Source organism: Halorientalis sp. IM1011 (genome assembly GCF_001989615.1).
In the GTDB taxonomy this organism is placed as follows: Archaea; Halobacteriota; Halobacteria; order Halobacteriales; family Haloarculaceae; genus Halorientalis.
This window is the reverse complement of the sequence record NZ_CP019067.1, coordinates 264739-291430: the sequence shown is the minus strand read 5'-3', so window position 1 is coordinate 291430 and position 26692 is coordinate 264739. Positions and strand designations below refer to the sequence as shown.

23 protein-coding genes, 1 tRNA gene and 1 pseudogene are annotated in these 26692 nt (G+C 66.0%); 13 read left to right on the top strand and 12 right to left on the bottom strand.

Annotated elements, in window-relative coordinates:
- Positions 1-79 precede the first annotated feature (79 nt).
- Together BV210_RS01520 and BV210_RS01515 are read right to left on the bottom strand one after the other, a co-directional pair.
- The gene (locus BV210_RS01520) at positions 80-1147 is read right to left on the bottom strand and encodes an mRNA surveillance protein pelota (protein ID WP_077204936.1); all 1068 of its coding nucleotides are present in this window, start codon (positions 1145-1147) and stop codon (positions 80-82) included.
- 78 nt (positions 1148-1225) lie between these two features.
- The gene (locus tag BV210_RS01515; protein ID WP_077204935.1) at positions 1226-1852 is read right to left on the bottom strand and encodes a universal stress protein; all 627 of its coding nucleotides are present in this window, start codon (positions 1850-1852) and stop codon (positions 1226-1228) included.
- Between the two features lie 126 nt (positions 1853-1978).
- Here BV210_RS01515 and BV210_RS01510 point away from each other — a divergent pair, with 126 nt between their 5' ends.
- Positions 1979-3874 carry a glycosyltransferase family 39 protein gene (locus BV210_RS01510; protein WP_077204934.1) on the top strand — a complete coding sequence of 632 codons (1896 nt, stop codon included), beginning with the start codon at positions 1979-1981 and terminating at the stop codon, positions 3872-3874.
- Positions 3875-4050: 176 nt separating this feature from the next.
- On the opposite strand, the gene BV210_RS01505 is transcribed toward BV210_RS01510, so the two are convergent.
- The 3 genes from BV210_RS01505 to BV210_RS01495 all read right to left on the bottom strand — a co-directional run bounded on the left by BV210_RS01505 (position 4051) and on the right by BV210_RS01495 (position 9468).
- A complete protein-coding gene (locus BV210_RS01505; protein ID WP_077204933.1) occupies positions 4051-7965 on the bottom strand; it encodes an Eco57I restriction-modification methylase domain-containing protein in 3915 nt (1304 codons plus the stop codon).
- 196 nt (positions 7966-8161) lie between these two features.
- A tRNA-Leu gene (locus tag BV210_RS01500) sits at positions 8162-8246 on the bottom strand.
- A gap of 85 nt (positions 8247-8331) precedes the next feature.
- A complete protein-coding gene (locus tag BV210_RS01495) occupies positions 8332-9468 on the bottom strand; it encodes a nitric oxide synthase oxygenase (protein WP_077204932.1) in 1137 nt (378 codons plus the stop codon).
- A 127-nt stretch (positions 9469-9595) separates the two neighbouring features.
- On the opposite strand from BV210_RS01495, the gene BV210_RS01490 reads away from it, so the two are divergent.
- Complete coding sequence (locus BV210_RS01490; RefSeq protein ID WP_077204931.1) at positions 9596-10948, top strand: DolP-mannose mannosyltransferase; 1353 nt, start codon at positions 9596-9598, stop codon at positions 10946-10948.
- 1 nt (position 10949) lies between these two features.
- Here BV210_RS01490 and BV210_RS01485 read toward each other — a convergent pair whose 3' ends face one another.
- The gene (locus tag BV210_RS01485) at positions 10950-11465 is read right to left on the bottom strand and encodes an MOSC domain-containing protein (protein WP_077204930.1); all 516 of its coding nucleotides are present in this window, start codon (positions 11463-11465) and stop codon (positions 10950-10952) included.
- Between the two features lie 54 nt (positions 11466-11519).
- Here BV210_RS01485 and BV210_RS01480 point away from each other — a divergent pair, with 54 nt between their 5' ends.
- Positions 11520-11828, top strand: coding sequence for a cyclin (locus BV210_RS01480; RefSeq protein WP_077204929.1), 309 nt, complete (start codon positions 11520-11522; stop codon positions 11826-11828).
- Position 11829: 1 nt separating this feature from the next.
- On the opposite strand, the gene BV210_RS01475 is transcribed toward BV210_RS01480, so the two are convergent.
- The 5 genes from BV210_RS01475 to BV210_RS01455 form a co-directional block, all read right to left on the bottom strand.
- Positions 11830-12327 (bottom strand): phosphopantetheine adenylyltransferase, encoded by a 498-nt coding sequence (locus BV210_RS01475; RefSeq protein WP_077204928.1) that lies wholly within the window; start codon positions 12325-12327, stop codon positions 11830-11832.
- A 63-nt stretch (positions 12328-12390) separates the two neighbouring features.
- Positions 12391-12900 carry a winged helix-turn-helix domain-containing protein gene (locus BV210_RS01470; RefSeq protein WP_077204927.1) on the bottom strand — a complete coding sequence of 170 codons (510 nt, stop codon included), beginning with the start codon at positions 12898-12900 and terminating at the stop codon, positions 12391-12393.
- Between the two features lie 49 nt (positions 12901-12949).
- Positions 12950-14032 (bottom strand): glutamate--cysteine ligase, encoded by a 1083-nt coding sequence (locus BV210_RS01465; protein ID WP_077204926.1) that lies wholly within the window; start codon positions 14030-14032, stop codon positions 12950-12952.
- Between the two features lie 77 nt (positions 14033-14109).
- Positions 14110-14739 (bottom strand): fibrillarin-like rRNA/tRNA 2'-O-methyltransferase, encoded by a 630-nt coding sequence (locus tag BV210_RS01460; protein WP_077204925.1) that lies wholly within the window; start codon positions 14737-14739, stop codon positions 14110-14112.
- Positions 14732-15583 (bottom strand): NOP5/NOP56 family protein, encoded by an 852-nt coding sequence (locus BV210_RS01455; protein WP_077204924.1) that lies wholly within the window; start codon positions 15581-15583, stop codon positions 14732-14734. The genes BV210_RS01460 and BV210_RS01455 overlap by 8 nt, the downstream gene beginning before the upstream one ends.
- A 256-nt stretch (positions 15584-15839) precedes the next feature.
- Here BV210_RS01455 and BV210_RS01450 point away from each other — a divergent pair, with 256 nt between their 5' ends.
- The 4 genes and pseudogenes from BV210_RS01450 (at position 15840) to BV210_RS01435 (ending at position 19793) form a co-directional block, all read left to right on the top strand.
- Positions 15840-17084: a 4Fe-4S ferredoxin N-terminal domain-containing protein gene (locus tag BV210_RS01450; protein ID WP_077204923.1), complete on the top strand. Its 1245-nt coding sequence runs from the start codon at positions 15840-15842 to the stop codon at positions 17082-17084.
- Positions 17081-18409 carry an NrfD/PsrC family molybdoenzyme membrane anchor subunit gene (nrfD, locus tag BV210_RS01445; RefSeq protein WP_084802537.1) on the top strand — a complete coding sequence of 443 codons (1329 nt, stop codon included), beginning with the start codon at positions 17081-17083 and terminating at the stop codon, positions 18407-18409. Before BV210_RS01450 ends, nrfD begins: the two co-directional genes overlap by 4 nt.
- 35 nt (positions 18410-18444) lie before the next feature.
- Positions 18445-18642: pseudogene (locus tag BV210_RS01440) on the top strand (hypothetical protein); the annotation flags it as partial.
- Between the two features lie 50 nt (positions 18643-18692).
- Positions 18693-19793, top strand: coding sequence for an Mrp/NBP35 family ATP-binding protein (locus BV210_RS01435; RefSeq protein ID WP_077204921.1), 1101 nt, complete (start codon positions 18693-18695; stop codon positions 19791-19793).
- Positions 19794-19834: 41 nt separating this feature from the next.
- On the opposite strand, the gene BV210_RS01430 is transcribed toward BV210_RS01435, so the two are convergent.
- Positions 19835-20617, bottom strand: a complete 783-nt coding sequence (locus BV210_RS01430; RefSeq protein WP_084802536.1) for a winged helix-turn-helix domain-containing protein — start codon at positions 20615-20617, stop codon at positions 19835-19837.
- A 211-nt stretch (positions 20618-20828) separates the two neighbouring features.
- Here BV210_RS01430 and BV210_RS01425 point away from each other — a divergent pair, with 211 nt between their 5' ends.
- The 6 genes from BV210_RS01425 (at position 20829) to BV210_RS01400 (ending at position 26688) form a co-directional block, all read left to right on the top strand.
- Positions 20829-21683: a hypothetical protein gene (locus BV210_RS01425; RefSeq protein ID WP_077204920.1), complete on the top strand. Its 855-nt coding sequence runs from the start codon at positions 20829-20831 to the stop codon at positions 21681-21683.
- Between the two features lie 64 nt (positions 21684-21747).
- Positions 21748-22119, top strand: a complete 372-nt coding sequence (locus BV210_RS01420) for a hypothetical protein (RefSeq protein ID WP_077204919.1) — start codon at positions 21748-21750, stop codon at positions 22117-22119.
- A 47-nt stretch (positions 22120-22166) separates the two neighbouring features.
- Complete coding sequence (locus tag BV210_RS01415) at positions 22167-23024, top strand: hypothetical protein (protein WP_077204918.1); 858 nt, start codon at positions 22167-22169, stop codon at positions 23022-23024.
- A 108-nt stretch (positions 23025-23132) separates the two neighbouring features.
- A complete protein-coding gene (locus tag BV210_RS01410) occupies positions 23133-24314 on the top strand; it encodes a thiolase domain-containing protein (protein ID WP_077204917.1) in 1182 nt (393 codons plus the stop codon).
- The gene (locus BV210_RS01405; protein WP_077204916.1) at positions 24311-25735 is read left to right on the top strand and encodes a zinc ribbon domain-containing protein; all 1425 of its coding nucleotides are present in this window, start codon (positions 24311-24313) and stop codon (positions 25733-25735) included. Before BV210_RS01410 ends, BV210_RS01405 begins: the two co-directional genes overlap by 4 nt.
- 53 nt (positions 25736-25788) lie before the next feature.
- Positions 25789-26688, top strand: coding sequence for a 3-hydroxyacyl-CoA dehydrogenase family protein (locus tag BV210_RS01400; protein WP_077204915.1), 900 nt, complete (start codon positions 25789-25791; stop codon positions 26686-26688).
- The last annotated feature ends 4 nt before the right edge of the window (positions 26689-26692 follow it).

The window sequence follows — 26692 nt, the reverse complement described above, 5'->3', positions numbered from 1 at the left end:
CAAGGGAATACCCCCTCAAAACTGTTCGGCCCGTAACAGATCGGGAAACGGCGGCCGAGCCCGTCCGACTGGCGCACCCTCACTCCAGCCGGTAGCGCAAGATTGCGGCGATCTCCCCGAGGTTGGCCAGTTGCATCCCGGGGTCGAACTCGCTGGAGAAGACCGTCACCTCGCCGCCCTGCTGCTCGACCGACTCGACGATATCGTCCACGTCAACGTCCCACTCGCCCTCCTCGGCCCGTTCGCGCCGGAGCGCCTCGTCCAGCACGAGCAGGTGCTCGACAGCCCCGAAGTCGGCGGCCTTGGCCGTCCCTTCCGGACCGTAGGCCGCCTTCTCGCCCTCTCCGATCTGGGCCATCAACTCGTCGATCAGGTCCGCCTCCTCGGCGATGCGGGTCTGTTCCTGTACTTCGTCCACCGCGCCGCGTTTGAGAACCTCGTGGACGCCGCGGTCGCCCACCCCGCTGGTGTCCACAGTCGTAATCAGTTCAGCAACGTCGGGGTTCTCGTCTTCGATGTAGTCGAGTGCGTCCTGCTTGGTGAATCCGGGGCCGGCGAGGATGATCGCGGCCACGTCCAGACGGCCGAGTACGTCGGTCAGGTCCGAGAACAGTTCCTCGCGGGGGCGGGCGTACTCGCCTTTCCCTGTCGGGGCGGTGATGCTCGCGCGCTCTTCGGTCCCGTACTGGGCGACCGTGTGGACGTAGGCCTGGCCCTCCTCGACGGTGGCGACGGCCACGTCGGGGTTCTCGGAGGCCTCGACGGCTTCGTTCAGCCGTTCGAGCTGGTCTGACTTCCAGCGTTTCTCGATCTCCAGTTCGTCGCGTTCCTCGACGTTGAGGGTGTGGTGGTGGCCCAGCTGGTCCTCCCGGGAGCAGTCGACGATTTCGCCGCCGACCCGGAGGCGATTGGCGAAGCGGGCGAACTCCACGTCGTCGATTGCGAGGGTGACGTACATGTGTTCGCGTTCGCCGCCCGTATCGCGCATCTTGTCGTCGTTGCGCTGGATGCGCCGCGTCGTGTCGCCGCCGACCTCGTCGCCGGGCTCGATGATGTAGGTGAGGTGCCACAGGTCGTCGAGCGTCTCAGGGACCACGGTGATCCGCTCTCTCCCGCCCTCGACCTGCATCCGGTCGGCGATTCGCATACCTGTCGGTGTGGCGCTGTCGGGTAAGTGCTCTCCGGTTTCCGGACTCGCCGGTGGCCGGTGGCCCGAACCGTCCGATCAGTGCCGCGCGACCATACTCGTCCGCTGGGTCACCGGGTCGATGTAGGCCACCAGCGACTCGCCGTCGTCGGTCTCGATGTCGACGACCCAGACGCTGACCTGTCGTTCGACGCCCGTGACCTCGCCGTCGCCGTGGTCGCTCTCCGCCAGCGCTTCCGTGGCGAGTTCGCGCGCCTCGTCGGCGTCGGTCACCGTCTCGTCGGACTCGGGCAGGCGGACGGTCATCACTGGACAGTCGGCGTGGCGGACGAGGCGCTCGGCGACGCTGCCGATGAGGCGCCGCTCGACGCCCGACCGACCGTGTGTGCCGGCTACGATCACGTCCGCGTCGATCTCCCCGGCGTAGTCGAGGATCGTCGTCGCCGGATCGCCAGTCTCGATCTCCGTCACCGTGTCGACCCCGTGGACCTGGGCCATGCGCTCGATGCGCTCGACTGCGCGCTGGCCCTGCTCTTCCAGTTCGTTTTTCGACCCGGTGGCTTCCAGCAGCGAACTCGCCGTCTCGTCGACGACGTGGAGGACGTACACCGTGCCGTCGTACTGCTCGGCCAGATCGATCGCCTGCATGGCCACGTGGGCCGTCCCCGTACTCCCGTCCGTCGGAATCAGGATACGTTCGTACACGGCTAGACGAATGCATTCACCACTTATATTATCCCACCCCGTTCTCAGCGACCGGGAACTACTCGCCGGTGTCGGCCGTCTCCGTCCCGAAAAACGGATACCTCAGTAGTTTCCACTCACGAATAGATGTCAACAGTGACGAACACTGTCGTGCGTATCAAACGGCAGATCCGCCGGGATCTGCGGCACGACCCCTACCTCGCTCCGATCCTCCTCGGCGCGTTCGCACTGGCCGCCTTCTGGTTCTGGCACCGTGTCCCCAACTTCGCCACCTACGACGAACGTGACCGACTGCTCGACCCGCTGGTTACCTACAGCGCAGTCCTCGACGACCCCAGCCTCGAATCACTCCGGGAGGGCGTCACCTGGAGCCGTGCACCCTTCGGTGCCACGTTCTACCTCTACGCCGTCGCCATCCTCCCCGTCGTCGTCCTGGCCGTTCTCGTCGGCGACGGCGGCGCGATAGCGGACATCTATCCCACGGGATGGGAGTACGGCCACTGGCAGGTCTGGCACGAGACGCCGGCCTGGATCTGGTCCGGGGTCATCGCCGCCGGCCGCTTCGCCAACGTCTGTCTCGCCGTCGGGTCGGTCTACGTCACCTACCGCCTCGGCGTCGCGATGCGTGACCGCCCGACCGGTCGCCTCGCGGCCTTCCTGCTCGCGGTCACGTTCGGCCTCCTCATGCTCGCCCACGAGGCCGGCGAGGACGTGCCCGCGCTCTTCACCCTCCTGTGCTCGCTGTACCTGCTCGTCCGGTACGTCCAGACCGGCTCCCGGAAACTGTTCTTCGCGTCCTGTGCGCTCGGGGGCTTCGCCGTCGCGTTCAAGCTCACCGCCGGCCTGATCGTCCCCGTCATCGGCCTTGGCTACCTGCTGCGGGTCCGCCGCACCGAACGCGCGGGGTCGGCCGACGGCCAGCGCTCGACGCCACTCGGGAGCGGACTGGGCTTTCTGGCGCGCATCCGCGCGGACGACACCGTCGTCCCGGCCGCCTACTGGCGACCGAAACTCCTCGTCGGCGGGATGGCGATCGGCGCGCTCGGGATCGCCCTCGGCTTCCCCAGCCTGCTCGTCGGTGACTTCGCGTCCGTCTGGCAGCGCTGGTTCGGCCAGGCCGCCAACCGCGCCTCCGTCGTCGTCGGCCCGACCGCGCCGTCGTGGTGGTGGTTCCTCCGCGCGTACTTCGCCGCCTTCGGCCTCCCGCTCACCGTCGCGCTCCTCGTGGGCGTCCCCGCCGGCATCGCCAGCCTCCGATCCAGCGGCGACCGCGACGCCGGCACCGTCGTCGCCGCCGCGCTCGTGATCTTCCTGCTCGTGCTCACCACCTGGCACGACTTCCGCCCCCACCACCTGCTCCCCACCTTCCCGCTCGCCATCCTGTTGCTCGCCGCGGGCCTCGTCACCCTCTACGAGCGCCGCCCCGGTCTCGCCCGCCCGCTCGTCGCCGCCCTGCTACTCTCGACGACGGCCTTCGCCGCGACCGGCGTCGCCGGCTACGCCGCCACCCCCCGCGCCGAAGCCACCGACTGGCTCGACGAGCACGCCCCGGCCAACGCCACCGTCGAGACCTATCACCAGGCCTTCGACGAGACCGCCCTCCCCCACGACATGAACATCTCCCACCACTGGGGCGCGACCGAACCGGACGACGTCGTCCCCTGCCCCCAGTACATTCAGCTCTCCTATCAGGACCTGCTCTACCTCCGCGACATCCCCGTCGACCAGCGCGAACGCGACGTTGACGAGGGCGTCGAGGCCCGCGCCGAATACATTCGCGCCCTGCTCGACGGCGAGTACGCCTACGAGATCGAAGCCGAGTTCGGCCAGCGCCCGCCGAACTTCGTCCCCCAGCGCCCCGAGCCCGGCTCGCTCGTCGACATCATCCCGATGGGCATCACCCCCCGAAACGACTTCTACGGCGACGAACAGGAGATGGGCCCCACGCAGTACGTGGTGATCCTGGAGCGGACCGGCGAGTGTGGGTATCGACCGGTCCCCGACTGGGAGGGCGGGGTGTGAATGCTCGGCTATGTGCGCGGGACCGGATTTGAACCGGCAGCCCCCATGGGACAGGCCCTAAATTCGACTGTAATCAATCTTCATGACACCTGAGTAAAATATCTCAATTCAGTAAAAGTAATTCTGTCTTAGGGGAGTAACCCGCGGCCAATTTCCAATGAGTCGGGCGGAGTACCTCAGTACACCCGGAACGTCTCCAAGTAATCTTCAATCACGTCTTGCTCCTCGGGAGTGATGCCGAACATCTCGTACACCACATCGTTAACCAAGGCTTCCAATTCATCAACATCAGTCTCGGACACGGTAGCCTCATCGGACCGTAGTGCCTCCAACAGTGTCTCTACACCGGCATCGCTACGAGGAATCGGGATTGTAGTCTCCTCACCGCTTTTCACGTTCCGCCCGTTGACAGCCTCTTGAACGTACATAGCCCGCCGTTTTCTCGCTTCCTCGTCATCGGAATACATTGCCGCATCGGTAATTACGTCCGAACGGCCCGCCTGTACTGTGTACTCTCCTCCCACGTCGGCCTGTACTTCCGCACTTACCGGATAGCGGCGAGTTTGCCACTCATAGGTGATGTAGTCCATTTCGCCGTCGTGCTCACCCAGATACGCTTCGGGGAACCGCTCGGTCTTACTCTCTGTATCTAAGGCTGTCGTAATCTCTGACAGATAATCTCGAAGTTCGGAGCGGTCCTCATCGGCACCCCACGTAATCGGTAGCGGAGTCAGGTAGTTGGTGGTGTATTTGTAGTATCCATCCACTTTCAGCGTTGTGTAATGCTTTAGGTAGAAGTCGAGCGCGTTAGAGTTCAGGAGGGCGGCAAACGTATCTGTCCTATCTTTCCAATCATCTTCAAGTTGGACACCGTAAGCGGCTTTGAAATACCACGTTCCAACGTCATCTAGCATGAACGTCGCTTCTGCCGCGATTTCAGAGCAGATGAGTTTCGGGTCTTCAAACCGGGTCATGCTCTTGGGGTATCCGAACCCGTACCAGTCGTCACGGCCCTCGAACCGGCCACCTTCACGACTCTCTAAGGTGTCTCGATGCTCTGTCAGGTACTCCCACGTTAGTGGTAACTCACTCTCCAACCGTTCTTGTTCGATGAGGTTCGACGTTAGATTGCCTTCGTCATCCTCCTCAAGAACATATGGCACGATAGCGTGCTCGCCTGACCAATCCCCACGCCAGCGATTAATGTCACGGCCCTGTAACCATGGGCGGAGCGGATCCGTCTCGACCTCGTACTCACGAGACTCACCTTTCGGTACCACTGTCACTGTATCGCCAGTATCGTTAGCAGAGATGCGGTCGGCATCAACAGGCGTCACCAGAAAAACGTTGTTCGCGCTAGTTTGAGTTCCAGCAAACACAGAGTCCGTGACATCGCCTACGGTCACATCACTTGCGGCCTCCATCTTGTGGATGATTTCCAACTCCTCGGGCGGCATCAACGACCAATACCCCTCATCCAAATCCCCCTGCGGATAGTCAAACACGTTAATCAATTCGTCCTCGTATCCCGGCTCACCACGATGCTCGCGGACAGCCTTGATGACCGCAGTATCGAGGTCTCGGTTCGTTGGCGCTTTCGTATCAGCCTTGACTCTAACACACCGGATTTCGCTCGCTTCACGCTCATCTGGGTCCGGCTCGTCTTGCAGCATGACGATAGCAGGGTAGTTCTTTGCGTCTTCAAACACGCCGGAGTCACGGAAATCATAGACCTCCTCGATGCGCGCTCTCTCAAGCAAGACACGCCGCAGACCCTCACCGTAATCAGTCACCATGAACTGGTTCGGGGTGATGAATCCGAGTTTTCCGGTTCCTTCACGGAGCCAATCAAGTCCCCGCTCGTAGAACGGACAGTAAATGTCGTAGTTTCCAGTTGTGGATTCATACAATCGGTCCAGCACCTCTTTCTGTCTATCTGGGAGATTTTGGGTGCGGACGTACGGCGGATTCCCAACGACGTAATCATAGGTCATGTAGTTCTTTACGACGAGGGCTAGGACGGTGTCCTCGAACATCTTGAACAGCCGTCCGTCGTTGTGTTCCTCCTTGAGATAGCGGACGTTCTCCAGCATGTCGTCCACGTAGGGGGCGAAGAACTCCTCGACACCCGAATACTCCTGTGACGTGTGCTGGTTGATTCGTTCTTCCAGCCCGCTCTTGTACTCCCAGTCGAAGTCGCCGCCGAACTCCTCGGCCAGTGCCATGTGGTCCTTGACGGTGTCGAGGACGCCCTGCAGCGCGGCGAAATACTCACCGAAGTTGTTCACGCCGGTCTCTAACTGGATCGTGTCGAACAGCGGCATCCGCACGCGACGCACGAGGAAGCCGTCCTCCGTCTCGGCGGCCTCGTCTTCGTCCACCTCGACCGGAAGCGGGACGGGAATCCGTACGTCCTGCTCGTCCTCAGTCATCGCGTCGAAGGTCATCTGTCGCGTGCCGTCGTCGCCGAGGTCCGCGCCGGTCAGTTCCCGCTCGTTGCGGAGCGTATCGGTCCGGTAGATAGGAAGCCGTCGCAGTGTGAAATCCGTGTTCTGGGTCTTGGCCTCCCGATACGCCGGCAGGATGGCGACCACGAACCGGATCTGGGCCATCAACACGGCGAACGGGTGGATGTCCAGCCCGACGATACGCGGCCGGGTACAGAGGTCCCGCAGGTGTTCCTCCCAGTCTGGGTCGTCCTCGTAGTTCTCCACGTCCGCGATGTACCGCTCGACAGCCTCGACGAGGAACGTCCCGGAGCCACACGACGGGTCGATGAGGCGCTCGTTCGAGACGCCGCGCTCGTACCCGACGCCGTCCATGATGTAGTCGATCACTGGTTGCGGCGTGTAGAACTCCCCGAGGGCCTTGCGAGTCTCTGGGTCGAAGTATCGCTGGTAGAGATCACCGAGCAGGTCGCCTTCAACGTCCTCGAAGTCGAATCGAAGGACGTTGAAGAACACCTCGGCCACGGCGCGGCTGAAGCGGTCCCGCGTGGCATCGCTCACTCGCTCGACGCTTCCGGTTCCCTCGGCAACCGCCTCGAACTGGCTCGGCCCCGTATCGTGCCCTCGCGAGAGTTGTTCGGCGTAGCCGTCGGTCCACCAGATGAAGATGTCGTCCTGAAAGAGTCCTTCGACGAGCTGATCCTGCATATCGTCGATCATGTTGTCGGCAGCCACGGGGAAGGCGTCGAGATTGATAGAGTCGTCAAAGCCCTGCAACCCGCGGAAGTAGCTCCCCATTCCCTCGTAGCCGGTGCCGGCGAAGAAGTCGTGATCCTCGGTCGCCTTCGCCAGCAGGAGCCGGGCGAGGAGCGCGTGTCCGCTCTCCAGACAGAACATGAAGTCCCGGAGGGACTGCTTGCCGTCGACGAACGGCTCCCAAGAGCTAGGGACCTCGTCCGGCTCGTCGGCATAGGTTGCCTCCCAGAAGTCGTACGCCCCTTTCACGAACTTCTCTTCCTGCTCGTCCCGGAGTTCGTGTAGGAGGTCAACCATTCCGGTGACGAGGTCTGCGAACGGACTGCCGTCTTCGAGCCGAAAGGTGTCGAAGAAGTGTTCCTGTCCGAGCTCGGCCTTCGAGTCCAGCGGAATCGGGTCGAGATCTTCGAGGAATCTGTTCACGTCCTCGGGGTCCGTGAGATCGAATTCCCGCTTCCGGAGCGCGCTGACGAGATCCCGGGCTTGACTCTCCGTAACCGCCCCCATCGAGACGGTGAGCATCGGCCGACTGTCCCCGCGCTGATAGACCCGCAGCTGCTCGCCGTTGGTCAGAACCCCGTACTCCGCCCGCAGGTAATCCATGTAGTGAAACAGTTGCTCCTCGTGAGGGGGCAGATCCCGTCCGGTCGTCTTGAACTCGTAGACTGCAGTGACGGCTTCGTTTGTGTCGAGCGTGATGTAGTCAGGCCGCCGATCGTCCGGTAGCGTGAATTCGCTCCGGAGATCCGTTCCGGTCCCTTCGTAGTCGAGCGCGTCGTAGAACCCTCGTTCGAGAAATAGATTTTCCACGTCCCGCTCGCTCATGTCTTCGTCTGTCTGCTCCGCTATATTCCGGAGAGCATCGAAGAGATCGGAAGTGTCCGCCATTATACCGGTTGAGATAGCCGGCAATCATAAAAGGTAGGTGATAGTCGATACGTCCGGTGATCCGTACGCAAATGGAGTGCGCGGGACCGGATTTGAACCAGTGGAAGAAATGCTCGCTCACTGCGTTCGCTGCGCGTTCCTTCCAGGGTTCAAATCTGCTGGCGATTCTGCTGCTCGCGGTTTGCTCGCAGCAGAATGCGCGGGACCGGATTTGAACCGGCGGACCCCTACGGGATAGCGTCCTAAGCGCTACGCCTTTGGCCTGGCTCGGCAACCCGCGCTCACGGGTGCTTTCCACCCGACGTGACCCGCTTTGAGATATGGGCTTATAAATTCATCCAACTCGTACAGGCGACCCGGACCCCGTCACCGCCCGAGCGATTCCCGCCGCTCACTCAACGTCGCGGGTGGATTCCGATAGAAGAAGTTCGGTTTCTTCACGGTGTTATCGTAGTCGTTCTCGAACACGTGTGTCGTTGCCGAACTCATCGGCGGTAACAGCCACGCCCGGTCGCCGGTCACCTCCCGCCCGGCCGCCGCTTCCTTCTCCTCGAACCGCTCGAACTGGTCGGTCACGGTGTGGTGATCGACGATCTGGACGCCGTCCTCCGCGAAGGAGTGCAACACCGCACGGTTCAACTCCACCAGCGCCTCGTCTTTCCAGAGGGTCCGATCGTCCCCCGTATCGAGTCCGAGTTTCTCCGCGACCGCCGGCAGCATATCGTAGCGATCCTCGTCCGCGAGGTTTCGCGCCCCGATCTCCGTCGACACGTACCACCCACTGAACGGCGCGGCCGTGTAGTGGATGCCGCCGATCTCCAGACGCATGTTCGAGACGACGGGCACGTCGTACCACCTGAGGCCGAGGTCCTCGAACCACGCGTACTCGGGGTGGCGAAGCCGTACCTCGCCGACGGCCGACTCGGGGACCTCGAACAGCTCCGGTTCCTGATCTCTGATCTGCACCACGTGGGGCAGGATGTCGAATCGGGTCCCCTCGCCTTCCCACCCGCGGGACTGGCAGTACTCGGTCAACTCGACTTCGTCGGGATCACCGACGATTCCGTCCGCCGTCCGGTAGCCGGCGTACCGCAACAGTTCGTAGTTCCAGAGTCTGACCTGTCGGTCCCCGTCGATCATCGGTTTGAATACCGTCAGCAACGGTTTGATATTGCCGCCGTTGCGTGCCCGTTCGAGGTGGGTACAGCAGGCCTCGTGTACCTCGCGGGCCGTCTCGCAATCCCGTGCATCGGCGACGGTTAACTGCTGCCAGAACAGGCGGCCGATGCAGCGGTTGCTGTTGCGCCAGGCCATCTTCGCGCCGTGTTCGAGTTCGAAAGCCGTGTGGTCGTAGTGGCCGCGCCGCTCGATCTCGTCCGCGATCTCGTCGAGTCGGTCTTCGATCTCGGATTCGCGGCCCAGTTCGGAGTAACACTCGCGAACGAATGCATCGGCCTCCGCGTAGAGTTCCCGTCGAGAGTACTCGGACGGAGATTCATGCATAGCGATATTTGGCAGAGTTCGGATTTACACCTGGCGATGCGGTCGAAAGGTCTGTCGAGGTGGATTGACCGCCGCCAGCGGGTTTGCCAACTGACTTAGGAGACGAACCGGAATCCCTGACCAAGAGATGCAGGGGGTGACCCTCCCACGCTCCCGTCGCGAACTTCACGACTGGATCGAGACCCACTGGTTCCTCGTCCTGCTCGGCGGTGCCCTCGCGCTCGTGGCCACGGGGACCATCTACCGGTTCCTCGATCACCCCTGGTACATCAGCGACGACTCCGCCCTCTTCCAGCACGGCGGCTGGTATATCACGCAGGGCGCGACCCCCTACGTCGACTTCTGGGACCTCAAACCACCGCTGATCTACGCCGTGACGACGACGCTCGCCCTTCTCTCGGGCGGGAACATGGCGGCCCTCCACGTCCTGAGCGTCGTCGTCGCGGTGGCGGCCATCGTCGCGGGCGTCACGCTCGTCGGTGTCCTCAACTATCGGCTCACCGGGAACGGCGTTGCCAGCGTCGCAGCGGGGTGGACGATGTTCGTCGTCACGACGCTGTACACCTACCCCTGGGCCGGGATCCGACCGAAGTACCTGGCCTTCCCGTTCGGCGTGGCGGCGCTCCTGCTGGCCGTCGACGACCGCCCGCTCCCGAGCGGTGCCGCCGCCGCGGTCACGGCCGGGTTCTGGCACCTCGGAGCACCGCTGGCCCTCCTCGTGGTCGCGATGAACTACGTCGACGGTGACCGTGTGGGACTCGAGCGCTCGCTCGCGGGCGGGTTGACTGTCACCGCGGTCGTCCTCGCGCCGTTCGTACTCACCGGAAATCTCACACCGCTGTTCGTCGAGGTCGTCCTCACACCGCTGTACGGCGCGGGGGAATACTCGCTGGTGAGCCGACTGCTGGAACCGATCTACGAACTCGGGTGGGGGGTCGTCCTGTTCCCGGCCGGCGTCTACGGCTGGTACCTCGGCGCCAAAGGTGACTGGTCGCAGTACTGGTGGGTCGTCGTCGGCGGCGTCGCCTACCAGTTGCTCTTTTTCGTCGAGATGGCCGGTGCGATCGACGCAGTGCTGGCCGCTCCGTTCGCCGCGCTCGGTGTCGGTGCCGTCGTCGCCGAGGCCCCGACTCCCGCCCGGCGGACGCTGCTGCTGGGTCTCGTCCTCGTCCTCGTCGCGTCGAGTCTCCACTGGAACGAGGGCGGGACGACGCCGGTCCGTGACGAGATCCGCGAGATCCAGGAGTCGTGGGGCACCGTCGAGTACGGACCGCTGGCCGAACGACCGCCGGAGTTCCCGTCGATGGAGACGATCTACTGGGAACAGCGACGGCCGGCCACCTGTCACTACCGGATGGACAAGAAACAACGCGCGTTCGTACACGCCACCGGCGGGACCCTCCACGAGCCGACCTGTGGCGCGTGGCCCTTCGAGCAGCCCCCGCTGCCGTGGGTGGTCGACAAAGTTACACCCTGGTGACTTACGACCGCCGCTCTTTGATCGCCTCGGCCAGACCGTCGGGGTCGGGCGCTGTCGACTCGCCGATCTCGATCCCGTCGCCGGCCGCGAACTCACCGCCGTCGACCACGCGGGCACAGATCCCACCGCGGTCGCCGCTCAGGGATTTGGCGACGCCCTCCTCGTCGGCGACCTGTTCGACGTGGGCGCAGGGTGGCCGCGGACGGGTCCCCTCGAACGTCGCGTCGCCGATTCCGAACCGACGGTCGAGCAGGTCGTGCACGTCGACGCCCCGGGTCACCACGTTCCGGCGGTGTCGCCCGTCGGTCAGGTCGATGTCGTGGCGGTCGCGGATGCGCCCGATTGCCTCGGCCTCGATCAGCGTCACCTCGCACTCGTCGAATCCGGAGTAGTAGCCGGTGCCCCGGCAGTAGCGGTCGCCTTCCAGCCCGCCGGGCACGGCGCGGACGCTCTCGACGGCCTCCATCGGTTCCCCCTCCGCCTCGGTCACCCAGATCCGTTCGACCGTGCCGGTCATACACGTGTGAAGGTGGCGACAGCGTTTATACTCGTGGCCGGACAACGGACGGGTGTGTATCGGGCCAGCGACGAGGTGGACAACGAGGAGTGGCTCGCCGAACTCGAGGCGGCGGCCGACAGCCTCGATCTCGACGACGAGGCACGAACCCGGGCAGCCGACCTCTTCCTTACGACGCTACCCGACAGCGACCGGTCGAAGCGGCCGACGATGGCGGCCAGCCTCTACGTCGCGACGCTCGTGACGGGCGACCGGCGGTCACAGGGTGCGGTGGCCGACGCTGTGGGTGTCTCGCGGCTCTCGGTCCAGCAGCGGTGGAAGGAGTTACTCGAACGCACGGGACTGGACGCCCCGGACTGGTGAGTCAGGTTTCTGTCTCCCGCTTGGGGCGGCCGTCCCGGTCGGGCGTGAGGTTCCCGTGTTCGTCGATCTCGCCTTTGACGATTCGGGTCGAGGAGATGACGTCGCCGTCGTCGGCGTAGACGTGTTCGACGACTTCGATTTCGAGGGGGGCGTCGCCGTTCTCGCGACGGATCTCGTTGATGCGGCGACCGCCCGTCTCGGTCTCGGGGGAGACGATGAGGTAATCGAACTGCGGTTCGGTAGCGATACCTGTGGGTTCGGTCAGTTTGCGGATCTCGAACTCGCGGTCGAACTCCTCGGCGAATTTGGCGAGTTCCGCGTCGAGATCGCGCCGGCGTTGCTCGAACGTCCGGACGTGTCGATCCTCGTCGCGGGTCTTCGGTGCGAGTTCGTCGCTCGTGAGCCCGACGGTGACGTCACCGAGTTCGAACGCGCGCTCGAACAGCGCACGGTGCCCATCGTGTACGGGGTCGAACGTCCCGCCCAGCGCGACCTTCATATCTCCGGGCATGGTCCCCTCAGGGTAAAGTGGCTTCGGATTGCCCCGCCTCCTCGCGGGTCGTCACTGCTCCGATTCCTCGACGGTGATCGTCACCGGCTCGTCGGCCCCGTCCGTCGATTCGCCCCCGCCATCGCCGAGGTGATCGTCCAGATTGAACACCGTGTTCAGCTCCGACTGCACGTCCCCCGCGATGTTCGACACCAGTTCGCTCGGCGCGATAGCGGTGTACTCGTAGGGGTTGTTCCCCGCGCCGTCGCTCTCGCGCTTGCGCCGACTCACCCGATCCTCCCCGTGGAGTTCCGCCAGCGCCTCGCGGACGGTACTCGGGTACAGGCCCGTCCCCTCGGCGACCTCGTCGCTCGTGCTGTCGGGGTGCTGGCGCAGGTAGACGTAGATTCGCGCCCGCGTCTCGGTGTCGAGCACCCAGGACAGCAGGTCGACGACGCCGTCGTCGAACCGTTCGACCGCCCTGTCGGTCTCCTCTTCCAGTCGCTCGCGGACGCTCCCGTCGCCGTCGGTCACGTCCAGTCCCTCCTCTTCGGGTTCGGATGGCCCGTCGTCTGTAGACATGAGTTGCTTCTATTCCGACGGAAGGCCGTTGCCGGGTAAAAACCCTTGGCTACAATCGGAGTTCGCGACAGAGTTCGTCCATCCCCGCCTCGTCCAGGAGCCGACGCTGCTTCTCCGCCCCGCTCTCCGCGTCGTACACGTCCCCGATCCCGCTGACGCCCAGGCGCTCGCACTCGCGGTCGACCAGTTCGCCCAGGTCGACGGTCTCTTCGAGGTCACGGGAGAGCAGTTCGGCCTCGTGGCCGTGCCGAATCGCGCGCCACTTGTTCTCGTCCAGGGCCTCACGGCGGTGTTTTCGCCCGGTCTCGCCGTCCTCGTACCGTTCGGCGAGGTCGGTCACCAGCGCGTGCGTGTACTCGACGAACGCCATGACCGTTTCCTCGTCGGCCTGGCCGTCGGGCGTCCGGACCTCCACGGTCCCGAGCCCGGAGTGGGGCCGTACGTCGTACCACAACTCCCCGCGGTCCTCGATCGACCCGGTCTCGACCATCGTGCGCTCGAACTCGTCGAACGCCTCGTAGGATTCGAAGGCCGTCGGGACGCCGGTGTTCGGCAGCGCCTCGAAGATCTTCGCCCGCGCGGAGTGGAGGCCGGTGTCGAACCCACACCAGTACGGCGAGTTGGCCGACAGCGCCAGCATGATCGGGAGATGCCAGCGGATCTCGTTGGCGACCCACACCGCCTTGTCAGCGTCGTCGACGCCGACGTGGACGTGCAGTCCCGCGGTCGTGTTCCGGTGTTGGGGGTACTGGATCCGGTCGAGCTGTGATTTGTACCGCGGTTTCTCGGCGTGTTCGAGTTCCCGCCAATTCGCGGCCGGGTGCAGGCCAGCGGCGGCGATGCCGTAGCCGTGGCTCTCGGCGTGGTCGACCAGCGCCGTCCGCACGGCGGCCAGTTGCTCTCGCGCCTCGTCGAGGTCGTCGGCACCGATGGTCGGCGTCTGGGTCTCGATGACGCACTTGAACAGTTCGTGGTCCAGCCGGCCGTCGAGTATCTCCGGCGGCTCGGACTCGTAGACGAGGTCGTCCGTGCCGGAGGTCGGCCGGTTCCGGTCGTCGACGACGAAAAACTCCTCTTCGATGCCCAGCGTTCCCATCCGGGTGAACGTCTCGGCGGAGCCCCTCCGGTCCATCTTTCCGCGGGTTGGACTCCCCCCGGCCTAAACCTTCCCTTCCGGAGCGATCGGGACCCAACCACGAGATGCCGCCCTCACCGCGGCCGCGCCACGACTCCCAGATGATCGGCGTGGTACGGCTCCAGCCGCTCGCGTTCGAGAATCTCGTAGCCCTCCGACAGCGTCTCGACCACCTCGTCGAACACCGCTTCGGGATCGGCAGTCACGTCCTCACTCCGGGCCTTGACGGCCATGACGAGCCGCCCATCGTCCCGCAGGAACTCCCGGTTGGCCAGCGCCACCTCGGCCTGCCCCCGCGTCGCCACGTCCTGGACGATGGCGTCGACCGGCTCGACGACGTGGGCGTACGTCTCGGGTTTCCGGGCGTCCTTCAGCAACGGGAACAGCCGCTCGCGGTCCCCGGCCACCTCCAGCAGGTCCCGGACGGGCCGGGCCGCGAACTCGACGGCGTAAGTCGGTCCCGCGAAGTCCGCGACGTGGCTCACGGTCGTCCCCGCGGCCGCGCCGAGATAGAGGACCGTCTCGCCGCCGTCGAGGCCGGTGTCCATACCGAGTTCGAAGGTCGCGCCGAGTTTCGACCGGCGCGGGTTCCAGCGCCGCCACCCCTCGTCGGTCGGCTCGCCGTAGGCCGGCGGTCCCCGCGTTGCGAGTCCGGTCTCGCCGTCGATCTCTCGCCGCTCGACCCCCTCGGGCAGGTCACTCATCGTTGCCCTCCCCCTCCTCGGCTCGCGCCTGGATGGTCGCGATGCGGTCGTTCAGGTCCGCTTCGAGGTCGGGTCGCCGGTCGCCGCTGTAGTGGTCGATCCGGGCGGCGATGGAGAGTTTTCCGGCGAGCGCGCGGGACGCCGACCCCCGGTCCTCGGGTCGTGTCCCGCGGACGGCGTCGTGCGTGTAGATGATCCCGTGCTTGGGCGAGGGGGCGTCCCCGCGAAGGTGCGCGAACAGCGCGTCCTCGGCCCCGAGTACCTGCACCGTGCCGCTGGGTTTCTTGGCCAGCGACTCCAGTCCGCCAGCCAGCGAGAGGAGTCGCGCCGCCAGCACCGGCCCCGCCAGCGCCGCGAGGTTCGGCGCGATCTCGGGCGTCGTCGTCTCGACGTACTCCCGGAGCGCGTCGGCCTCCTCGTCCAGTTCGACGACTCGCCGGGCCAGCGAGACCGCTCGTCTGTCACCCGCTGTCTCGGGGTCGCGCTCCGCGAGTTCACGCGCGTACTCCACGCCTGTCCCCGCGTCCTCGAAGCGACTGCCGCCCCACTCGGCGACCCGCTCGGCGAGTTCGTTGGCCTGTCGCCGGCAGTCGTCCATGGCGCGGACGGCGTGGACGAGTTGCTGATCTTCGGCTCCCTCGCGTTCGGTGACGGCCGCGCGGCCGGCGTCGAGCGTCGCTTCGCGCAGGCGCTCGTAGTACTCCGCCTTGTCGGCCGCGAAGCCGGCATCGACGGCCAGTTCGGGCCAGTCGGCTGGTGATTCGGCGCTGCCCTCACGGATTCGTCTCGCCCCTCCCCCGGTATCTCCCGGGTCGAGGCCGGCGAACCACGCGTCGTCGGTCATGCCCGGGCATCGGACCCCCGCGGCGGTAAAGCTTCGCGATACGTCCGGCCCGATTTGCTCGCTTTCCCTATGTGACTCCCGTCGAATATATTCGGCGCCAGTCCCAGCCGGTGAAAACGCCCCTGCGCGTTCTTTTCCGTCCCTTCCACAGATCGGGTGACGGTCGAACAATGGAGCGATCGTGTCGTCCGTTGCATGGTGGGATCACCGGCACCCCGTGTCGCCGGCGCGGACGGACGCGTGACCGAGATCAGCTATGACAGGAGACGATTCACCGATATCGTTCGACGACGACGAGGAAGAGCGCATGGAGCGCCTGCTCGACGACACCGAGTACGACACGGAACTCGGGATGGAGATGGGCAAAGACGCCCAGCGCGTCACGGCAGGCGAGATGAACGAGGCTGAGTTCTACCGGAAGTACCACGAGCGAATCCTAGAGGAGTTCGGCGAGGACGACCGCGAACTCGACGAGTTGCTGGAAGGACTCGAAGCGAACTCCCTCGACGAGGCCGTCGAGGACGGGACGCTTAGAGATCGCCTCACCGAACTCGCCGACGGGAAGGACCTCTCGCGCAGGGAGGTGATGAAGAAAGGCGGTGCGGCCGCGCTCGCGCTCGGGATGATCACGAGTGCCGGCGGGGGCGGTGCCTCCGCGGCCGAGGAGGAGTCCAGTGGCGACGGCACTCGATACGGGATGACGATCAACCTCAACAACTGCGACGGGTGTCTGGCCTGCGTGGTCGCCTGTCAGGAGGAACACGGCACCTCCCGCGGCGCCAACTGGATGTACGTCTTCACCTACGAAGACGAGGATCAGGGCGACGAGAACTTCCTCGTCCGGCCCTGCCAGCACTGCACCGACTCGCCGTGTACGAAGGTCTGTCCCGTCGGCGCGCGCCACACCCGCGAACAGGACGGCCTCGTGCTCACCGACTACGACATCTGTATCGGCTGTCGGTACTGCGAGGTGTCCTGCCCCTACGGAGTCAACTACTTCCAGTGGGGCGAACCCGACGTGCCCGAGTCGGAGATCGACGACGAGCACCAGATCGACGAGCGCGGGAAGTGGGTCGGTGCCCGCCCGCCGAAGGGTGCGATGGGCAAGTGTACCTTCTGTGTCGATCGCCAGGACGGCCAGATGGGCGAGGACAAGATCGGCACCACCGCCTGCGAGGACGCGTGTGCCATGGACGCCATCCACTTCGGCGACCTCAACGACCCCGAGAGCGCGCCCAACCAGCACCTAGAGGAGTACAAGGGCGAGCAGGAGAACGACCAGTCGACCTACCCCAACCGGAAGGACCACACCGTCTCGACGTTCGAGCTGATGGAAGAGCGCGGGACCAACCCAAACGTCAAATACATCGGCAACTCGCCGTCCCAGCACGCCGAACAGGTCGAGGGCCCGGTCGAATACGAGGACGTCGGGCTGGTCGACAACCGCAAAGAAGGAGTGCTGAGCGAGGGCGCGGCGGCCAACGAGGGTGAGAGCGCGTGAGTACCGACGTGACCGACGTGGGGCGGGACACGCTCGTTCGCCCCATCGAGTCCACCTCCAAGAAGTACCTGCTGGCGCTACTGGTGGCGCTCGCTGCCATCGGCGTCTGGCTGTTCTTCTACGTCCAGCAGCTCCAGCACGGGCTGATCGTCACGAACCTCGCCGACTGGGGTTCGGGCGGGGGCGTCCCCTGGGGGCTGTACATCGGCGCGTTCATCTGGTGGGTCGGCATCGCCCACGGCGGGATCATCCTGTCCGCGGCGGTCCGGCTCATCGGGCTGGACACCTACCAGCCGGTCGCCCGGATGGCCGAGTTGCTGACCATCGCGGCGCTGTCCTGTGCTGGGCTGTACATCCTGATCCACGTCGGGCGACCCGACCGGCTGGTGACGAGCGTCCTGCCGGCGTGGCCGTGGCGCGTCCAGTGGTCGCCGCTCGCGTGGGACGTGACCGTCATCACCGCCTACTTCGTGCTGACGGCGACCTATCTCCTCCTGACCATCCGGTACGACATCCACCGGCTGCGTGACCGGCTCCCGGACAAACTGGAGCCGGTCTACAAGATGCTGATGGTCGGCTACACCGAGACGGAAGACGAGATCGTCGAGCGGATGGTCTGGTGGGTCGCGTTCGCGATCATCATCATGGCCCCGCTGCTCCTGCACGGCGGCGTCATCCCGTGGCTGTTCTCGACGCTCCCCTCGATGGCCGGCTGGGCCGGCGGCGTCCAGGGGCCGTCCTTCCTCTCCATCGCGCTGACCTCCGCGGTGGCGGGGATCATCATCATCGCCGCGACCTTCCGCTGGATCTACGACTGGGAGGACCTGATCCCCCGGGCGGTGTTCCAGGGGCTGGCCAAGTGGCTCGGCTTCTTCAGCGTCATCTTCCTGTGGCTCCAGCTTCAGCAGGTGCTGACCGGCATCTTCGCCGCGCCGACGACGCTGCGACACGCCACACAGGTCAAGATCAGCACGCCCATCTACTGGGTCGCGCTGGGACTGGTCGGGATCACCCTGCTGTACATCTTCGTGACGGCGCTGAAGCCCCACCTGTTCAGCATTCCGGTGATGGTCGGCCTCTCGTTCGCCGTCCTCGTCGGAACCCTGATCGAGAAGACGCTGTTCGTCGTCGAGGGGCTCCAGCACGCCCACTTCGCGCTGTACGACGGCGTCCCCGGCCCCTACGTCCCCTCGGTCGTCGAACTGTCGTCGCTGCTGGGCACCGTCGGCATCGTCGCGTTGTTCTTCCTGATCGTCTCGAAGGCGATCCCGGTGGTCGAACTGCACGCCATTCAGGACGAACACGACGGAGGTGATCACGAATGATGCCACTCGCGAGTTCGCCCGAGTACACGCTCCCGTTCGTGGGTCCCGGCACGTACCTGATCTTCGGCATCGTGCTGGTGCCGGTGTATATCATGATCGCGGCGTGGTTCCTCGGGGACCCCAGTGACACGAAGAAGGGACTGCTCGGCGTCGGCTACGTCGTCGGGATGACGACGTCGCTGTGGGGCGGCCTCTTCGTCGCCACGATGGTGATCGACGTCCTGTTCTTCTGAGGAACAGGCCCGGTATCGCGCGCAAACCACGGCGGAGACACCACACACCCATGACACTCACCGAAGCGGAACTCGAAGACAGACTGGCCGAGGTAACGGATCCCCAGAACGACGACGACATCGTCTCGATGGGGCTCGTAAACGACATCCGGATCGACGACGGCACCGCCTCGGTGTCGCTGGCGTTCAACGCGCCGTACTCGCCGGCCGAAATAGACATCGGGAACGCGATCCGGGACACCGTCGAGGAAGCCGGGCTCGAACCCGACCTGACCGCCCGCGTCGGCGAGGAGATCGGGTTCGACGAGTCGATCCTGCCCGGCGTGAAGAACGTCATCGCCGTCGCTTCCGGGAAGGGCGGCGTCGGGAAGACCACCGTCGCCGCGAACCTCGCGGCCGGGCTCAACGACCGCGGGGCCCGCGTCGGCATCCTCGACGCCGACGTGCACGGCCCGAACGTCCCGCGGATCCTCCCGACCGAGGACGAACCGGGCGTGACGCCCAACGAGGACATCGTGCCGCCCCGCTCCGACGGCGTGATGGTGATGAGCACCGACCACCTCATGCCCGACAACGACGACCCGGCGGTGATGCGCGGCCCGATGGTCAACAACGTGATGATGAAGTTCATCGACGAGGTCCAGTGGGGCCGACTCGACTACCTCGTCGTCGACCTCCCGCCGGGGACCGGCGACGCGTCGCTGAACCTGCTCCAGACGCTGCCCGTCGCCGGCGTCGTCATCGTGACGACGCCACAGGAGATGGCAGTCGCCGACGCCCGGAAGGGGCTCAAACTGTTCGACGAGCACGACACGCCCGTGCTGGGCGTCGTCGAGAACATGAGCGGCTACCACTGTCCGAACTGCGAGGAGACCCACGAGGTGTTCGGGTCGGGCGGTGCCGACGAGATCAGTGAGGACTACGACGTGCCCACGCTCTCGAAGCTCCCCGTCCATCCCGATTTCGACAGTGCCGAGAGCGACGGGCCGACGATCCGCGACGAGGACAGCGAGATCCGCGACGACCTCTTTTCGTTCGTCGACTCGGTCTCGGACCGCGTCGGTGCGATAAACCGCCGCACCGTCGCCGAACACGTCGGAACCGCCGACGTGGAGGGCGAGACCATTCCGACTGACGCCGAGTCGGTCTAGTCGGTCGGATTCGCCGTTTCTGCCGTCGCCACCTGCGCCGGTCAGTCGGCGAAGATGGGCGTCGCGGCGGCCGCGGTCTCCTCGAACAGCCGGGTCGCCCAGCCGACGGCGACTCGGCTGTCGTTCTCGACGACACCGCCGATACCGTTCCTGCTACAGAGAATGAGGACGGCGACCCGGCGCTCCCCGCAGTCGAAGACGCCCAGCCCGAACGGGAACGGCGCCCCGTCCGCGTAACGCCGGATGTCTGACTCCGAGAGGACGACCGGCATCCGCTCGCGGTACCGCGATCGGAGACAGTTCAGTACCTCCTGGGTCACCACGAGTTCGAGGTCCAGCTGTCCGGTCGCGATCCGTTCGTGACATGCGTCGACGAGCTGGCCGAGGACGACCGGGGTGACCCCGCGGAACCGGTCGGCCGTCTCGACGCGGTCGAGGAGGTGCTGGAGCGGGCGGTCGGGTTCGTGGGGCTTCGGCCGGACGATCTCGGCACCGTCGAACACGGCGTGTTCCCCCAGCTCACCCCTCGGGAACGTCGATTCGACGGCCGACGCCGCGTAGACGCCCTCGATACTGTTCCAGAAGGAGTCGCGGGCGGCCGAGAGGAGCGAGCCGAGTTCGGTCTGCCGGTAGCCGTCCGGCGGTGATCGCTCGACGATATCGTAGTCGTCCAGTTCGTCGATCGCCCGATCGACGGTCGACCGCGACACCTCGACCGCCTCGCTGATCTCCGACTTCGAGCGCGGTCGCTCGCGGATGGTGTCCAGTACCTCCGCCCGCTTCGAGAGAACCGAAGCGACCTCGGCCGGCGACGGTCGTGACATGTACCGCCGTATTTGCTACTGTTGTAATAATTTTTCTAGGCCAGAATGTAACGACGAGCAGCCTGTCGTCGTTCCGGCGGACACGCGTCAGACGATATCGCCACACATCGGCGACGTTCGGTGACAGCTGACCCGCTTCCTCAGGACCCGGTCCGGATGCACGGACAGTAAGATAATATCAGTGCAGAACACTGTTTCATTCGAATTCACGATGGACGACACGCACGACGATACGACGGACGACTGGTTCCGAGCTGGCCACGGCGTGCTGCCGGACGACGCGGACGGCGTCGGTGGGCTGTGGCGCACCCTCGGCGGAATGGGGCCGGCGGGGGAGCGGGGCATCGCCGCACGACTCGTGCTCCGGGCGGACAGCGCGGGGGCCGTGGCAGCGCTGTTTCCCGACGCCGCGACGCGGGATCCCGACCGCGAGATCGACGTGGAGTGGCTGGCCGGGGACGCGGCGAACGGGGTGGCCATCCGGGCGCGCCGGACCGACGAGTACGCACGACTGCTGGACGTGGCTCGCAAACGCCACAGCCGGATTCGTCCGATCCCCGAGACGACGACGGCGGCCCGCGTCACCGACGGCGATCGGGTCCGCGAGGTCGTCACGTTCGACGTGGACACCCTGCAGACCGACACGGCCCACCTCACGGTCAGCCACCACCCGAACCGCGGCACGCGACCGGTCGCCGCCCTGGAGTACACGACCCGGAACGCGGACGACCGACCCGAAGCCGCGACAGTCTACCGCACCGACAGCCGGGCCCTCGACCAGCAGCGGATCGACGTCGCCCGCGCGCTGGCGACATCGAGCGAGACGGACGAGGACGGGCCGCCCTCGACGATAACCTGTGATTGCTGTCGGGTCGCAGTCGGACTCGTCCGCAGGGTCGGCCACACCGCGCCGCTGACGTTCACCTGTGGCCTCCTCGGCCCGTCGGAGATCGGACGGTTCGACACCCTCACGTTCGCCGCGATCGTCTCGCGTCTCGACGACCCCGATACCGCGTCCTCGCCCCGCGTAATCTGTGAACAGCCCGAAATCACACTTTGTCCCTGACCCGCCTTCCCGGTCGTTGCGACAAGTCCACACTTTCTTTACCCGATAGGGGGAAGGTTCAGATATGTCCGATGCCGATCTCGACGCCGTCGATCCGTTTCACCGGTTCGTGCTCCTCTCGGTGATCGATCTGCGGGCTCGTGACGACGTGCCCGTCCACTCCTTCGACGTGACCGGCGTCTGTGAGGACCTCCTCGACGAGTTCGAGGGACTGGACGAGATGGCTCCCGGCGGCGTCACGCGCCAGCGCGTCATCAACGCCCTGACGGAACTCGAATCGGCAGACCTGTTGGGGGAGGAACGGAAGGAGTCGCCAACGGGGAAGGGGCGTCCGGCCTACTCGCTCGACATCGCCGAGGAGGAGATCCTCGAGACTCTCGCCGAGGACGACCGGTTCGCCGACGCAGTCGAACTGATTCGCGACCGCCGCGACTAATCTGTCGCGCCGATACGTTTTCCTTCCACTCTTCGGTACCGGGAACCATGGGAACTGTACTGGATCGGGTTCGACGCCCCGAGTACACCGGGGAGAACCGCTGTGTCCCGTGCACGGCGGTCAACACCGTCATCGCGGTCGGGGCGAGCGCCGCCGTCGGCTACGCCATCTGGGTCACCGCTGATGGTGTCGCAGTCGCGGGTGGCGTGGGGGCCGTCGTCTTCCTCGTCTGTGTCGCCGCAATTTACCTTCGGGGGTACCTCGTTCCGGGGACGCCGACGCTGACCAAACGGTACTTCCCGGATCGCGTGCTGGCCTGGTTCGACAAGGCCGAAACCGGGGCTGCAACGGGGACGGAGACGGCTGGGGGCCCAGACACCCCCGACATCGACGTGGAGAGGGAACTGGTCGAGGCGGGCGTCCTGGAGGAGAAACCCCACGGCGATCTGGGATTGACGGCCGACTTCGCCGAGGCATTCCGCGAGCAGGTCCAGCGGGAACGCGACGCGGACGCCGACCGCGAGGCCGTCGCGGATATCGTCGGGATCGAACCATCGGACCTGGAGTTCGAGGAGTACGGTGACGCGTTCGTCGCTCACAGCGGCGGCCGCACCGTCGGCCGCTGGGAGTCCCGTGCGGCATTCCTCGCCGACGTGGCCGCCGGTCGCGTTCTGCCCGACTACTACGACGACTGGGCGGACACGAGCGCGGCGGGACGCGGCCAGTTGCTGGCCGGCCTCCGCCTGTTCGTCGAGCGCTGTCCGGCCTGTGACGGCCAGGTCCGGTTCGGACAGGAGGTCGTCGAGTCCTGCTGTCGGACCGTCGACGTAGTCGCGGTCACGTGCGAGGACTGTGAGGCCCGACTGTTCGAAGTCGAGGCATCGAATCTCGCGGCAGAGGTCTGAACGCTTCCCTGCGAGAACGTCCGGTCCAGACCCGATTGTGTGTCGAATTCTCTACAAACGAACGTTCCGTAGTGACAAGTTTATAGCCTGCCGGTTAGCAGGACAGGTATGCGCGACGCCTACCTCATCGGGGCGGGTCAGTCCGACTACGGCTCGTTCCCGGGCGAGAGCTACCGGTCGCTGTTCGCCACGGCGTTCGAGAACGCCTGCGACAGCGTCCCGGACGGTATCGAGACCGAGGACGTGGACGAAGCGGTCGTCGGCACCCTCGGCGTCGGCGGTCGGCAACTCGGCCTGTCCGGCCCCGCCGTCACCGAACACGTCGGCCTCCACGGCATCCCCGTCACCCGCGTCGAGAACGCCTGTGCGGCCTCCGGCTACTCCGTCCGGCAGGGCGTGCAGGCCATCCGCAGCGGGATGGCCGACGTGGTGCTGGCGAGCGGCGTCGAGATCATGACCGACGTGTCCGGCGACGCCGTGCGCTACTGGCTCGGCGTCTCCGGCGAAACCGAGTGGGAACGCCTCTCGGGTACTACCTTCGCCGGTGTCTACGCCCAGATGGCCAGCCGGCACATGCAGGAGTACGGCACGACCCGCGAAGAACTCTCCCACGTCGCCGTCAAGAACCACGAGAACGGCGCGAAGAACCCCCACGCACAGCTCGGGTTCGAGTGTTCGCTGGAGGACGCCATGGACGCGCCGACGGTCGCCGACCCCCTCAACCTCTATCACTGCTGTCCGACGACCGACGGCGCGGCCGCCGTCCTGCTGGCCAGCGAGGACGTGGTCGAGAACTACACGGACGACCCGATCCGCGTGGCCGGCGTCGGTGCCGGCAGCGACCGCGTGGGCCTGTTCCAGCGCGACACCTACACCGAAGTCCCCGCGTCGCAGTACGCCGCCGACCGCGCCTACGAGATGGCCGGCTACGGCCCCGACGACCTGGACTTCGCCGAGGTCCACGACTGCTTCGCCATCGCGGAACTGATGGCTTACTCCGACCTCGGGCTCTGCGAACCCGAGGAAGCCGGTGAGTTCGTCGCCAGCGGGAAGACGAAACGCGACGGCGAGATGCCCGTCAACACCTCCGGCGGCCTGAAGTCGAAGGGCCACCCCATCGGCGCGACCGGAGCTGGACAGGTCGTCGAGGCGTTCAAGCAACTCTCCGGCGACGCCGGCGAACGCCAGCTCGACGACCCGCAGGTCGGGCTGACCCACAACGTCGGCGGCTCGGGCGGTGCTGCCGTTGTCCATCTGTTCGAGAAGGGTCTCGGGGGTGATGCGGCATGACGGACGGTGCCCACGACGGCATCCACGCCGTCGGTGCCTACGCGCCCCGGCTCCGGGTGTCGGCCGAGGAGTTCGCCGACGCGTGGGGGAGCTTCGAGGCGTCGGGCATCGAGGAGAAGGCGGTCCCCGAGGCCGACGAGGACGCGCTCACGATGGGCTGGGAGGCCGCCCGTCGCGCCCTCGAAGCAGGCGACGCCGACGCCGCCGACGTGGACTGGGTCGGGTTCGCCACGACTACCCCGCCGATGGCTGAGGAAGACCCGACCGTTCGACTCGGCTCGTTCCTCGGCGTCGACGACGACGCCACCCGCCAGACGTTCACCGGGAGCACGCGAGCCGGCACGCGCGCGCTGTTCGCCGCGCTGGAGGCCGAGACCGACGGACTCGCACTCGTGGTCGCCGCGGACTGCCCGCGTGGCGAACCGAGCGACGAGCGCGAACACGCCGCCGGCGCGGGCGCGGCAGCGGTCCTCGTCGGCCCGGACGCCCCCGCGCCGATCACCGACCGCGCGGAACACGCCGAACCCTACCCAGGGACGCGGTTCCGGCGGGCCGGGAGCGACGACGTAGAGGGCATCGAGGTGACCAGCTACGACCGCGAGGCCTTCCGCGAGACGCTCGCGGCCGCGGTCGACGCCGTGGACGCGCCCGAGGACCCCGACGCCGCAGCGGTCCAGGCCCCCGACGGAGGCCTGCCCTACCGCGCCGCCGGCTCGATGGGACTCGACAACGAGACGATCCACACCTGCGCGACGGTGCAGGACCTCGGCGACACGGCCGCCGCGAGTGTGCCGCTGTCGCTCGCGCGGGCCCTCGCCGACGGCCACGAGACGGTGCTGGGCGCGGGTTACGGCAGCGGCGGCGGCGCGGACGCGTTCGTCGTCGAGGCCGACGACGACGTGCCCGCGGAACTTGCCCTCGACGGCAATACGGACCTCAGCTACGCCGAGTACCTGCGCCGGCGGGGCGACGTGACCAGCGGCGAACCGTCGGGCGGCGCGGCGTACGTCTCCGTTCCGACGTGGAAGCGATCGATCCCCCAGCGCCACCGCCTCGTGGCGGGCCGGTGTCCCGAGTGCGGGTCGCTGGCGTTCCCGCCGGAGGGTGCCTGTCCCGACTGCCGGGAACTGGTCGAGTTCGAACCGGTCGAACTGCCGTCGACCGGCGAAGTCGAGGCCGTCACCGCGGTCTCGCGGGGCGGGGAGCCGCCGGAGTTCGCGGTCCAGCAGCAGAAAAGCGGCGAGTACGGCGTCGCCATCGCCTCGTTCACGGCCGACGGCGAATCGGTCAGCATGCCCCTCCAGGTCGTCGGGGCCGAGACCTCGCCGGCAGTTGGCGACGCGGTGACCACTGTCATCCGGCGGATCTACGAGCAGGAGGGCGTGATCCGGTACGGCCGGAAGGCCCGGACGACGGAGTAGCCAGTGGGGAAACTCTCGTAAACGTTTAACCCCTCGCACTCGCGGTCTGTAGCATGCGAGTCACAGTTCTCGGCGCAGGGACGATGGGTGCCGGCATCGCCCACGTCTGTGCGGCGGCCGGCCACGACGTGAGCGTCCGCGACATCGACCCGAACATCGTGATGGACGCTATCGACACGATCACCAACCGCCTCAGCGGGGGCGTCGAGCGCGGCTACCTCACCGAATCCGAGAAGGAGCAGGCGGTCGAGGACCTCGACGGGACGACCGACCTCGAATCCGCGCTGTCGGGGGCCGACCTCGTCATCGAGGCCGTCCCCGAGGATCTGGACCTCAAACGCGAGACCTTCGCCGACACCGAGGACCACGTCGCCGAGGACACGATCATCGCGACGAACACCTCCTCGATGGCCGTCTCGTCCATCGCGGCGGCGCTGAAACACCCCGAGCGCGCGGTGGGCCTGCACTTCTTCAACCCGCCACACAAGATGGATCTGGTGGAAGTCGTGCTGGCCGACCAGACCGACGAGGAGACCGCCGAGCGCGCCGAGGAGTTCGTCGACGGTCTCGGCAAGGAACCAGTCGTCGTCACCGACACGCCCGGCTTCGCCTCCTCGCGACTGGGCGTCGCGCTGGGCGTCGAGGCCATGCGGATGGTCGAGAACGGCGTCGCCAGCGTCGAGGACATCGACGCCGCGATGGAACTGGGGTACAACCACCCCGTCGGCCCCCTCGAACTCACCGACCGCGTGGGACTGGACGTGCGCCTCGACATCTGTGAGTACCTCCACGAGGAGCTGGGCGACCGGTTCGAGCCGCCCGAGGTCCTGCGCGAGAAGGTCGAGAACGGTGAGACAGGGAAGAAGGTCGGCCGCGGCTTCTACGTCTGGGAGGGCGGCGAGCCCAAGGACGTGGCCGACGACGAGGACTACGACATAGAGGACGTAATCTGAGGCG